At 52.7% G+C, this 11,911-nt stretch carries 8 protein-coding genes; 5 read left to right on the plus strand and 3 right to left on the minus strand.

Annotated features, from left to right (window positions below):
* Positions 1–44: 44 nt before the first annotated feature.
* On the plus strand, positions 45–791 hold the full coding sequence (locus O146_RS0103965; RefSeq protein WP_027017722.1) for a hypothetical protein: 747 nt from the start codon (positions 45–47) through the stop codon (positions 789–791).
* Positions 792–1,125: 334 nt separating this feature from the next.
* On the opposite strand, the gene O146_RS0103975 is transcribed toward O146_RS0103965, so the two are convergent.
* Positions 1,126–4,914 (minus strand): multifunctional oxoglutarate decarboxylase/oxoglutarate dehydrogenase thiamine pyrophosphate-binding subunit/dihydrolipoyllysine-residue succinyltransferase subunit, encoded by a 3,789-nt coding sequence (locus tag O146_RS0103975; RefSeq protein ID WP_027017724.1) that lies wholly within the window; start codon positions 4,912–4,914, stop codon positions 1,126–1,128.
* Positions 4,915–5,127: 213 nt separating this feature from the next.
* Here O146_RS0103975 and O146_RS11055 point away from each other — a divergent pair, with 213 nt between their 5' ends.
* Together O146_RS11055 and O146_RS11060 are read left to right on the plus strand one after the other, a co-directional pair.
* Positions 5,128–6,705 (plus strand): carboxylesterase/lipase family protein, encoded by a 1,578-nt coding sequence (locus O146_RS11055; protein ID WP_035000539.1) that lies wholly within the window; start codon positions 5,128–5,130, stop codon positions 6,703–6,705.
* A gap of 24 nt (positions 6,706–6,729) precedes the next feature.
* Positions 6,730–7,425, plus strand: a complete 696-nt coding sequence (locus tag O146_RS11060) for a hypothetical protein (RefSeq protein ID WP_023019669.1) — start codon at positions 6,730–6,732, stop codon at positions 7,423–7,425.
* Positions 7,426–7,486: 61 nt separating this feature from the next.
* Here O146_RS11060 and O146_RS0103990 read toward each other — a convergent pair whose 3' ends face one another.
* Complete coding sequence (locus O146_RS0103990) at positions 7,487–7,984, minus strand: hypothetical protein (protein ID WP_081820563.1); 498 nt, start codon at positions 7,982–7,984, stop codon at positions 7,487–7,489.
* 130 nt (positions 7,985–8,114) lie between these two features.
* Here O146_RS0103990 and O146_RS0103995 point away from each other — a divergent pair, with 130 nt between their 5' ends.
* Positions 8,115–9,371, plus strand: coding sequence for an MFS transporter (locus O146_RS0103995; protein ID WP_027017726.1), 1,257 nt, complete (start codon positions 8,115–8,117; stop codon positions 9,369–9,371).
* A gap of 3 nt (positions 9,372–9,374) precedes the next feature.
* On the opposite strand, the gene O146_RS12390 is transcribed toward O146_RS0103995, so the two are convergent.
* Entirely contained in the window at positions 9,375–9,701 is a 327-nt protein-coding gene (locus O146_RS12390; protein ID WP_208853938.1) for an arginase family protein, read from the minus strand.
* 135 nt (positions 9,702–9,836) lie between these two features.
* On the opposite strand from O146_RS12390, the gene O146_RS0104005 reads away from it, so the two are divergent.
* On the plus strand, positions 9,837–11,780 hold the full coding sequence (locus tag O146_RS0104005; RefSeq protein ID WP_027017727.1) for a DEAD/DEAH box helicase: 1,944 nt from the start codon (positions 9,837–9,839) through the stop codon (positions 11,778–11,780).
* The last annotated feature ends 131 nt before the right edge of the window (positions 11,781–11,911 follow it).

Consider the following 11,911-nt stretch of genomic DNA (forward strand, 5'->3'; position numbering starts at 1 on the left):
CTAGTTAATCTGTAAACTGCACAGCGTGGCTAGGATGAATAACGATGAATAACGTGAAAAAACGCTCGCTTGTAACTGTGCTGGCAACCACCGTGCTGTTGACTGCATGCTCCTCACCAGAGAATGTTAATCAGGTTGAGCGGGCAAACAATAAAGAGCAATCAGATTCTCGTACCGCCGCAGCTGATGCTCAAGACCGTGCAGTGCGCATTACTGCAGACAGTTCATCAACCGAGCAACTCTTATGGGCGTATATTTACCGTCAAGTACTTCGTGAGTCTGGCCGTGAAGCCCACGTACTCGGCGACGACGCCGTTAGTACCGCGGACCGCTGGGAACAGTTGCAGACCGGAAAAGCAGATTTCATGATTACTTGTACTGGAAAATTCGTGGAAGACACGAGCCCGGTACTCGCGAAGGAGCTTGCCAGCCAGCAAGATGAGGACGGACAGCGTGATCCTAACGCGACGGATATTCACGAACACTTACACCGTGAGGTTATGGGCCTTTTACCGGTGCATATCGTGACTACCAATCCGTCATCTGCTGAAGGCTGTCCGGATGCAGAATTGGATCTTCCGCAAGATTTCACACCACTGTTTAGCTCTCGTTTGTTTGACCGAGAGGAATTTGGAGCAATTGAGGGCGTTACTCGGCTGATCGATAAGCGGGCCTTGGAAGAACTAGAAGACAAGCTTGCCGACGGTCTCAGCGCCGAGGATGCGGTTGGGCAATGGGCTAGCGTCAACGTAACTGGGGAATCCCTAGATTCGGTTAGCGACGAGGCTTGATTGCACGAGGTTGGGGCTTAGCGTCTGTAAAGCCGCGCAAGCTTCGGTAGGGATTGGACCCCTGTGATGGCGAGCTGGAAAGTTGTGCCGCCTTGGTTGTTCCCGAAGGCTTCGAACTTAAGTTTGCGCAGCAGAAAAGCCATGCAATGGTGCGACGGTGCTGGCTGCAGAGATAGGAAGTCTGCAGCCAGCACCGTCGAAATGTAGCGGTGTCCGTTTGAGGGCGCTACAAAGACCAGTTGCATGGCTTTTCGGGGCTTACGGTGATGCAAGACAACAGATGCCTTGGCTCACCGCAAGCGGGTTAAGCGAATGCGCGTACTGGAACCAGGTTTTAGTCAGCGAATGCTTCGTCGATGAGCTGCTTCTGCTCCAGCTGGTGCACCTTAGCAATACCGGTAGCCGTCGAAGACTGTGCACGGCGAGAGATACGACGCATACGAGGCATATCTGGAATCAGCTCGTGCAAATGCTCGTTGTAGAACGGCCAGGGGCCCTGGTTAGCTGGCTCATCCTGAACAAAGCGAATCTCTTCTAAGTTCGGGAAGCTGTCGAATGCTTCCGACAGGCGGTTGAACGGGATTGGGTGCAGCATCTCGATACGGACAATCGCGATGTCTTCACGCTCATCCTTTTGGCGACGCTTTTCCAATTCGTAGTAGACCTTACCGGAACACAGCATTACAGTTTTCACCTTGTCTGCGTCACCGATGACGTTGTTATCGGCATCGACCAAACGAGGGTCGTTGATAACAGAACGGAAAGAGGTTACCTCGGTAAATTCTGCTACCTCAGAGGTTGCAGCCTTTGCACGCAACATAGATTTCGGCGTGAAGACCACGAGCGGACGAGACATTGTGCCCAGTGCGTGACGACGCAACAAGTGGAAGTGGTTTGCTGGCGTCGATGGCTGGGCGATGGTCATGGAGCCTTCTGCAGCTAGTTGCAGGAAACGCTCAATGCGCGCAGAGGAGTGGTCGGGGCCTTGTCCTTCGTAACCGTGTGGCAAGAGAAGGATGACCTTGGACAACTGGCCCCATTTAGCCTCACCAGAGCAGACGTACTCGTCGATGATGGTTTGCGCACCGTTGACGAAGTCGCCGAACTGCGCTTCCCAAGCAACAACAGCATCCAAGTTACCGACAGAATAACCATATTCAACGCCCAGTCCAGCGAACTCGGTTAACGCCGAGTTGTAGGTTTCGAAGCTGCCGCCATTGCCGGTTTCTTGAGCCAGTGCGTGTAGCGGGTTGTACTGCTCAGCGGTGTTCGGGTTGAAAGTCACTGCGTGGCGCTGAGTGAATGTACCGCGTTTGGAATCTTCACCAACCAAACGAACCTGCTTGCCTTCACTCGCCAGAGAACCCAGAGCAATGAGCTCGCCCCAGCCCCAGTCAATACCGCCTTCGACGGCTGACTTGGCACGTTTTTCCGCGATTGGTGCGACGCGGTCGTGTAGCTCGAAGCCTTCTGGCAGATTCAGATAAGCTTCACCCAGCTCACGTAACGTATCTGCCGAAATTGAGGTATCCAGACCGCGAGTCAGCTCCTGAGAAGCGGCAATACCAGTTTGTTCTTGCGGCCCATTCTTTTCGGCTTCTTTAACCTCGTTAAGCACGGATTCCATCTGGTCGCGGAAGTCTCGAGCGGCCGCCTCAGCGTCTTCCTCAGAGAGGTCACCACGACCGATGAGCTCATCAGTGTATTTCTGGCGAACCGAATCGCGGTTTCCGATGCGCTCGTACATCAGTGGCTGGGTCATTGATGGGTCGTCTGCCTCATTGTGTCCGCGCAAGCGGTAACAAATTAGGTCAATAAAGACATCTTTGCCGAAGCGTCGACGATATTCCGTGGCCAACTGACCAACCCAAACAACAGCCTCCGGGTCATCACCGTTGACGTGGAAAACTGGGCAATCGAAGCCCTTCGCGAGATCTGTGGAGTACAGAGTGGAGCGACCAGAGTCTGGAGTAGTCGTGAAACCAACCTGGTTGTTGACGACTACGTGGATGGAACCACCTACGTTATAAGCATCTAGTCCCATCAAGTTGATGGTTTCTTGCACAATGCCTAATCCAGCGAAGGATGCGTCTCCGTGCAGCAACAGAGGCACGACTCGCTTGTCATGGCTGCCTTCGATGCGGTCCAGGATGTCTTGTTTTGCCCGGGAAATACCAACTACCACCGGGTTGACAGCTTCCAAGTGTGAAGGGTTCGCAGTCAAGGTGACCTTGATTTCACCATCACCGAACATCTGGAGATGCTCGCCTTCAGCGCCGAGGTGATACTTCACGTCACCCGAGCCACCAGCTTGGCCGCCCTTGTAGTTGCCGTCGAACTCGTTAAAGACCTCTGCCAGTGGCTTGCCGACGATGTTGAACAGCACGTTCAAACGACCACGGTGTGGCATGCCGATGACCACCTCGTCGAGGTCTTGGCCCGCGGCGGTGTCGATGACCGAGTCCATCAGAGGGATCAGAGCTTCTGCGCCCTCCAGGGAGAAACGCTTCTGGCCGACGTACTTTGTCTGCAGGAAGTTCTCAAATGCTTCAGCAGCGTTCACCTTTTGCAGAATGTATTTCTGTTCGGCATTGGTTGGCTTTGGCATTCCGGCTTCAAGGGCATCGCGCAGCCATTCACGCTCATCACGGTCCATGATGTGGGTGAACTCAGAGCCGACCTTGAGCGTATAGGCGGTACGTAGGCGTGAGAGAACCTCACGTAAAGTCATGGATTCTTTACCGCCGAATCCACCGACATGGAAGGTGCGGTCCAGATCCCAGAGCGTCAGGCCATGGGTGCGGATATCCAAGTCACGGTGGTCTGGGGAAGGCAAGCCCGGTTGCTTCCAACGCAGCGGGTTGGTATCAGCAATCAGATGACCACGCGAACGGTATGCCTCGATGAGGTTCATGACGCGGGTGGACTTATCGATTCCTGTGTTCGGGATATCTTGGGCCCAGCGCATTGGCTCATAAGGAATTTGCAGGTCGGAAAACAGCTCATCCCAGAAGACGTCGTCGACAAGTAACTGTGACATGGTGCGCAGGAATTCGCCGGATTCTGCGCCTTGGATGACGCGGTGATCATAAGTAGAGGTCAGAGTGACCAAACGGCCGACTCCAAGTTCTGCCAGACGGTCGGAAGAGGCACCAGCAAACTCGGCAGGGTAGTCCATGGATCCAACACCGATGATGGTTCCAAGCCCCTTGGTCAAACGCGCAATGGAGTGTCGGGTGCCGATGCCACCTGGGTTGGTTAGGTTAATCGTTGCACCTTGGAAGTCGGCTGCGGTCAGTTTATTTTTGCGGGACCGCGCTACGATGTCGTCGTAGGCTTCGATGAACTCGGCGAAGTTCTTCTCCTGCGCCTTTTTCAGTGCGGCAACTACGAGCGCGCGGGAACCATCCTTTTGGGGCAAGTCAATGGCCAAGCCCAAGTTGATGTCTTCTGGGTAAACCACGGTGGGTTTTTTGCCATCAACAAGTTCATAACGCACATTCATGTCAGGGTGCTTCTGGGTCGCCTTGACCAGGGCATAACCGATGATGTGAGTGAACGAGATCTTGCCACCACGGGTGCGCTTCAAGTGCTCGTTAATTAGGGAGCGGTTTTCCCACATAAGCTTGACTGGAATATCACGCACGGAAGTAGCGGTTGGAATCTCTAGAGATTCATCCATGTTCTTGGCAATGGCTTTAAACATGCCTTTGAGAGCCTTGGATTCGCCGCCCTCGTAGTCCGGTAGTTCGTCTAACGGTGAAGGTGCCTTCTTCGGCGCTTTTGGAGCGACGTCGCGCTTATCAACGCCTGCCTTGTTCTTAGCCTTACGTGCAGATTCTTCTACTACAGACTCACGTTGTTCCCGCTTATGCGACAACGATTTCTGTGTCGGTGGTGCCACACTAGCAGCCTCTTTTCCACCTTGAGCTTTTTGGGCTTTGGTGGTGCCGGCGGTTTTCTCGGAATTGGCTTCCGATGACTCGGCAATGCTGGATGGGGCGCCGTGCTTATCAAATAACTCGCGCCATTCTTTATCCACCGACTGTGGATCTTTCTTGTACTCCTGGTACAACTCGTCTGCTAGCCAGGTGCTCAAGCCGAAGGGATTGTTAGTGCTCACGGCAGGTGCTCGCCTCTTTCCGTTAATTTGCGTGCATTCGTTTAATCTGCGCATTTGCTGTCTGACTTACGCTCTTTTCAAGCTTAATAGACAGTTTGCATTCATTCTACGCGCTTATGCGTTGTGTAATGGCACCTCATATGCCAACGCGTGTATTTCACTGCTTGCGACGGTACGTGCTAATCCTTGCTGGGGTAACTAGCCTGGGGCATTATGGATGAATCGTCACACCTGACGTCGGATTATCCGCGGGTACGCATCAGTAGTGGAGAAATTCAAGGTGAATTCGCTCAGGACGGCACTATTGCAGTCTGGAAAGGGGTCCCGTTTGGTGCGCCTACGGGTGGTGCAGGGCGGTTTCGTCGGCCGAAACCACCACGGCCATGGCAAGGAATTTTAGATTGCACACGCTACCAATCACCGGCCCCGCAACCGAACTATGGACTCAGTGAACGGCTCACAGGGGATGAGGATTGCCTCCATTTGGACATTGTGCGTCCACACTCCGTGGAAAGATTGCCGGTTGTGGTCTATTTTCACGGTGGTTCTTTTCTGATGGGTGCAAGCCATCAAAACATGCTGCGAGGTTATCGCTTAGCCCGCGTAATGAATGTTGTTTATGTATCTCTGAATTTCCGGCTTGGCGTGCTTGGCTACCTCGATCTACGCAGTCTGGGTGGAGATTGCGTCGCTAATCCTGCTTTGTGGGACCAAGTTTTGGCCTTGGAATGGGTTCGTGAAAATATCGCGCAATTTGGTGGCGATCCGGATTCGGTGACGATCATGGGGGAGTCAGCGGGGGGAGCTGCCGTGTTGGCACTGTTGTGCTCACCGCCGGCGCACGGCCTTTTCCATCGCGCAATTGCGCAATCACCGCCTATCGGATTGATTCATTCTAAAGCACAGTCACAATTATGGGCGCGGCAACTGCTGACCCGTTTGGGATTGTCGCACGACAGTACAGTAGAAGATCTGCGTACTTTTAGTGCGGATGAATTAGTGCGTGCTGGCATGTCTATGATGTGGCGAGCAGGGGAGTTACAATTCCTGAACTCGACGTTCGGGCCGACGGTGGAGTCGGAGTCTCTGCCGGAACACCCGATGGTGGCATTTCAGCATGGCAGGCAGGCACGTGTTCCTTTGATGTTGGGAACAAACCTGGATGAAGCAGGGATTACCCGCTATTTTTTCCAGCGAACGGCTCGGCGTGCTAAAGCGGGGCGACGCTTGCTCTATCCCTATGATCCAGAACATACGGATACCGTTTTGAAAGCTTATGGTGGCGCGCGCAGCCGTGCGGAATTTGCAGACTTAGTAACGGATGCTTTGTTTTGGGCACCGACTGTGCGGATCGCTAGCCATCACAATGAAGTAGCCCCAACCTGGATGTATCGTTTTGATTTTGCCCCGCAACTAATGCGGAAGCTCGGAATTGGCGCTGCCCATTCTGCTGAGTTATCAAATGTTTTTGGCACCCCGGAAGCTTCGAAAACTCGTTTACTCTCCAAAGTTGGACGTGATGACGAAGCCATGCAGCGGCTGACCGCAGAAATGCAGCGTCATTGGGCGAGTTTTATTTCTAGTGGTCAACCGGGTTCTGACTGGCCGCAATATAAACCGCCGACTGATCAGCACCACTCACGTCCAACTATGGTTTTCGATGCGCAGTCTCGTGTGGAATACGACCCTAAAGCTGACAAGCGTCGAGCTTGGAAGGGATATAACGTGCTGGAATGGGGCGCTGGGCGTCCAGAATTATTGAGAGATTTAGGATTCCGCGTCGATGATTAGCTTTACCGTAGTAGATTAGCGCTTATGAGCTTCTTTGAAGATATAGCTGCTGCCCTCGATGCCGAAGGGGTGGAATCACGCGTAAATGGCGATGTGCTGTTTGTGCCAATAACCTCGGATATAGAGATTCAGTTTGTGGAAATTGATGCGGTATTGCCAGCCGCAAATGTCTATATTGCGGCGGCTGATGTTGACGAAGACGATGAATATTTCGAAGCTGCGCTGGTGTCAGTAGCATTTTCTGTGGAAGATGCCGTGGCTACTGTCGCCGAGCATATTGCTACAGACCAAGTGGTCACAGTCCTCCGCGATTTGCTGGAGGGACGGGACGAACGGATCGCGGACTTAGAATTTGAGCATCACCATCATGATCCTGCGGTGGTGCTCGCGGACGTTGCAGAAAATTCTCATTTGCGCGTGTCAGTGGAATTGTCTGACGGAGTACCAACCGCCAGCTTGTCTTTCCTGGCTTATACCCCCGATGCGAATGCGGAATTGATATCGCCCTTAGGCGAGCCTGTTGATCAAGATGACCAGGACACTGACAGTGATTTTTCCGGAGTAGGGGATTTGGAGTATGGGGGAGAGCCTGAAATTCTGGAGTTGGGAACTTTCACTGACTTTGACCGGCTGTTTGAGGTCTTGTCCTTATGCGTTGAGCAGGCCGACGACTGGGAACTCCAGCTAAAACCGTGTGATGACGGCATTGAGTCACAATAAAAATTTGTGTTGTGCCCTTAGCTCCCTGGTTAGGAACACAGCATAGATCTCAAAAGGATTTCTATGCTGCTTTAGAAAAACCTGCAAACATTGAAGCCGGTGAGTGTATCGGCACATAATTTGCATCAACGAGCCAAACGTAGATTGCCGCGGTGTCATCTTTCCTGTCGATGAGGTGCACTGCATTGATCATGTCCTGGGGCACGATAGCCCGAATCCAGGCCTCGGCCACAACCATGGGCGGAGGCGTTCCGGCCGGGTCTGTGAGCCGTACGCTGACGGCATAGGCTGGGGTGCGCTGTTCGCCGTATCCGCGAATTCTTGATTGCGCTAGCGGGCCAACTCGGTAACGTGAAAGAGTTGCTTTCAGCTGGCGATGTTTACCGACTGCAAGGGTCAGATGTGGCGGACGCCAGTTTGCCATTGGTCGTGCTAGTGAACGCGGATGATGTAGCACACTGTCCAGCTTGAAGAGCTGATCACTCGCGGTTGTCTGAATCTCGGTTACAACGTCACGGGTGGTGTGCGAGATGTGCGTAAGTGCGTGTTGTGTAGTCATACGCTGGATAATAGGGAACTGGGAGCACACGAGATATAAAAAGTTCGAATTTTTGTTCGTTATGTGTTAGGTGTGATTCTGGCTGGTTACACCACACTGATAGTTCTTGCGGAGTAGGCTCGCAAGAACTATGCCTATTGCGAACCCCAATAAAGATGCTTACGAGCCTGAAAGCCAGTCAGAACGGCCGCAGATCCCCAAAGAAATTTGGGTCCTGGTCGCAGCGTTTTTCTTGGTTGCTTTGGGGTACGGTTTAATAGCGCCTTTATTGCCACAATTCGTCGTGAGCTTTGATGTTGGCATGGCCGCTGCAGGGGCTGTTATTTCGGTGTTTTCCGTATCGCGTCTCATCTTTGCGACAGGTGCGGGAATCTTAGCTGACAAACTCGGTGTTCGGCGGGTATACATAACGGGATTGCTGCTGGTCGCGATCAACACCGGACTCATATCTATCGCACAAGAATATTGGCAAATTTTGTTGCTGCGCTTTTTAGCAGGAATCGGTTCCACTATGTTTACCGTTTCTGCAATGGGCCTGATCGTGAAACTCGCACCGCCAGAAATTCGAGGTAAATGTTCTGCCACCTATGCCACGAGTTTTTTGTTAGGCAGCATCCTCGGGCCATTAGTGGGTTCAGCTCTTGCTTTTTTGGGTTTTCGGTGGCCGTTTTTGATCTATGGTATCGGTTTGTGTTTCGCAGCGGTGGTGGTCTGGGTATTAATGCCGAGAATGAATGCTTCGACGCAGCAGCCCACGAACAATGCGAAAATGACTTATAGGGAAGCTATGCAGGATACTGCATTTCGTAGCGTGCTGGTGTCGAATTTTGCGCATGGCTGGGTCAATATGGGGGTGCGCGTCGCAGTCATTCCATTGTTTGCTGCTGCGGTATTTACCGATAGTGCAGCTGCTGCCGGGTACGCGTTAGCTGCCTATGCAGCTGGTAACGCCATAGTATTGCAGTTTTCGGGTCGATTAGCTGACCGGATCGGCCGTAAGCCCATGATTATGGTGGGGTTCGCAGCTAGTGCGCTTTGTGTCGGGCTTTATGGAACAGCAGACACATTGTGGCTTCTGCTTGTTCTTTCAACCCTGAGTGGTGCAGCAGCTGGGATTGCAGTTCCTGCGCAGCAGGCAACACTGGCTGATGTAATTGGCAATGAACGCTCCGGAGGCAAAGTCCTCGCAGCATTTCAAATGTCCATGGACCTTGGGATGATCTTCGGTCCTCTCGCGATAGGTGCTGCCGCTGATAACTGGGGCTTTACTTGGGCATTCTTACTCAGTGCTGGAGTAGCTGCGTTGGCATTCTTTGCTTGGATCCCGGGACGTGAAACCTTGCTTAGCCGTGACGCTAACCTTCAGGAAATGCCTGTTGCGCGGTAGCGACTATTTTTGCAGTTTGGCATGCTCGTTCTGGGTGCCTTCCATATCGGTGCCGTTGACTGCGACGGTGCCGGCGTCGTATCGGGGTAGTGCGTTGTGAGCTGGAAGGTTAGCTAGAGCTTCGCGGAGTACATGCGGACCCTCGGCGGCGCCACGACGGCATCCATTACGCCGGGCTCCTTCATCACATGCGAAGCCGAGAATTGCGGCTCCAGGCTTGCTTCGTATTGTGTCGATAACTGAATGCCAACGGTGGAATTCTGGACCATCGCCATCGTGTCGACCATCCCAGTGGTGTGGAGTAGAGGAAACAGCTGAATGAGAAGTCATGCCACAAGTATAGAGAAAAATAATGTGTTTCACCTCACTGTTAGGTTGGTGGCTTTGTGCTGTGGGGAACTCGGGTGTGCGAAAATTGGCGCTAAATGGTGTTTTTCTGTTTGCTGACGTAGTGTGTATCAGGCAATGAGCATTACCGATAACGCCACCGGCGGCGACAACGAGCCGGATAACTTCAGTCAGTCTCCATCGACTAGGTCGGAATCTCAGGAAAATTCGCAAGGCAACACCAAGGACACCGCAGGTGCCGTTGCTAAGAGTGGCGAAACTTCTGAGCACACCGACGCTGCAGCGCAAGCTACGGCCAACGATAGTCCTCAGGGTTTTTCCAACCTCGACCTGCCTACCAATGTGGTAGAAGCGGTAAAAGCCGTAGGTTTTGAAAAGCCATCTCCAATTCAAGAACAAACCATCCCGATCCTTATGCAGGGTCGCGATGTGGTGGGCTTGGCTCAAACTGGTACAGGAAAAACTGCAGCTTTTGCTCTACCTGTTCTGGCTCAGCTGGACTCCACCGAGAAATTCCCGCAAGCTTTGGTATTGGCACCTACTCGCGAGCTAGCACTGCAAGTTGCAGATAGCTTTGAGTCTTTTGCCAAACACCTCGGTGGTATCGAGGTCTTGCCGATCTATGGTGGGCAAGCCTACGGGATTCAGCTAGCCGGGTTGCGGCGTGGTGCGCAAATTATCGTCGGCACGCCTGGCCGTGTCATCGACCACTTGGAAAAAGGCAGCCTGGATATTTCCAAGCTCCGGTACCTTGTGCTCGATGAAGCAGATGAAATGCTCAACATGGGATTCCAAGAAGATGTTGAGCGCATTTTGGCCGATACTCCTGAGGAAAAACAGGTTGCACTATTTTCCGCCACAATGCCCAATGGTATTCGCCGCTTATCTAAGCAGTACCTGAATGACCCAGCAGAAGTAACTGTTAAGTCCCAGGCGCGTACTAACGAAAACATCACTCAGCGCTACCTCTTTACGCAGCACCGCGCTAAGTTTGATGCGTTCATCCGTATCTTGGAAGTCATCGATTATGACGGCATGATCGTGTTTACTCGCACGAAGCATGAGACAGAAGAAGTTGCGGAAAAACTGCGTGCAGCGGGTTATAGCGCAGCGGCAATCAATGGTGACATTGCACAAAACCAGCGCGAACGTACCGTTGAACAGCTGAAGTCTGGTCGTCTAGATATTCTGGTTGCAACTGATGTTGCCGCACGAGGCCTAGACGTAGAGCGTATTTCGCACGTTATTAACTTCGATATCCCTGGCGATACCGAGTCTTATGTGCATCGTATCGGCCGTACAGCTCGAGCCGGACGTAGTGGTGAAGCGATCTTGTTTGTAACTCCACGCGAGCGTCGCATGCTACGTTCCATTGAGAAAGTTACCAAGGCGACGCTCGAAGAGATGCAGTTGCCGACGGTTGATGAAGTAAATGAAGTGCGAAAGAAAAACTTCGCACAGAGCATCACTGAGGCGCTTGCAGCGAAGGACAAAGATTTCTTCCGTACCATGATTCGTGAGTACTCGAAGAACAATGACGTTGCCATGGACGATATCGCTGCAGCTCTGGCTGTGAAGATGCAAGGCGACAAAGAATTCCTGCTGAAAGAACAGCCGGCTGATAAGCGCAAAGACCGTTTCAATGATAAACGCGGTGGCCGTGACTTTGATGACCGAGGTGGACGTGGTGGCCGTGATCGTGGCGGTCGTGATCGCGGTGGCCGGAATAACCGAGATGGTAACTTCCAGCCTTACCGCTTGGCAGTGGGTAAACGCCAACACGTACGTCCAGGTGCCATCGTCGGAGCATTGGCAAATGAAGGCGGTTTGAGTAGCAAAGATTTCGGCCGTATTAACATCGGAGCCGAGCATACGATTGTTGAGCTGCCACGCGATTTGGATCCCGCAGTATTGGACCGCTTGTCTGATACCCGGATCTCTGGTGAATTGATTAAGATCCGGAAAGATCATGGAGCGCCATCGCGTGGTGGTTTCAGAGGCGGTGACGGCGGTGGTCGGCAGAACAAGGGCGGCCGCAAAGGCGGAAAATTCCGTAATTAGCCAGCTCCCGTCCAGCCTGCTAGCTTATTATCCTGAGCTAGTAGGGTGCTCTAAGTAGCTATGCTGTAGATAATCAACGCCCGGGCCAGGAAAATATTCCTGGCCCGGGCGTTGGCTGTTTGTTGGCTAAG

This window comes from Corynebacterium pseudodiphtheriticum DSM 44287, from assembly GCF_000688415.1.
Taxonomy (GTDB): Bacteria; Actinomycetota; Actinomycetes; order Mycobacteriales; family Mycobacteriaceae; genus Corynebacterium; species Corynebacterium pseudodiphtheriticum.

Coding starts and splice junctions, on each gene's coding strand:
- O146_RS12390 (WP_208853938.1), bottom strand. CDS start 9,701: ATGACTTCTCATTCAGCTGTTTCCTCTACTCCACACCACTGGGATGGT.
- O146_RS0103995 (WP_027017726.1), top strand. CDS start 8,115: ATGCCTATTGCGAACCCCAATAAAGATGCTTACGAGCCTGAAAGCCAG.
- O146_RS0103990 (WP_081820563.1), bottom strand. CDS start 7,984: ATGACTACACAACACGCACTTACGCACATCTCGCACACCACCCGTGAC.
- O146_RS0104005 (WP_027017727.1), top strand. CDS start 9,837: ATGAGCATTACCGATAACGCCACCGGCGGCGACAACGAGCCGGATAAC.
- O146_RS11060 (WP_023019669.1), top strand. CDS start 6,730: ATGAGCTTCTTTGAAGATATAGCTGCTGCCCTCGATGCCGAAGGGGTG.
- O146_RS0103965 (WP_027017722.1), top strand. CDS start 45: ATGAATAACGTGAAAAAACGCTCGCTTGTAACTGTGCTGGCAACCACC.
- O146_RS11055 (WP_035000539.1), top strand. CDS start 5,128: ATGGATGAATCGTCACACCTGACGTCGGATTATCCGCGGGTACGCATC.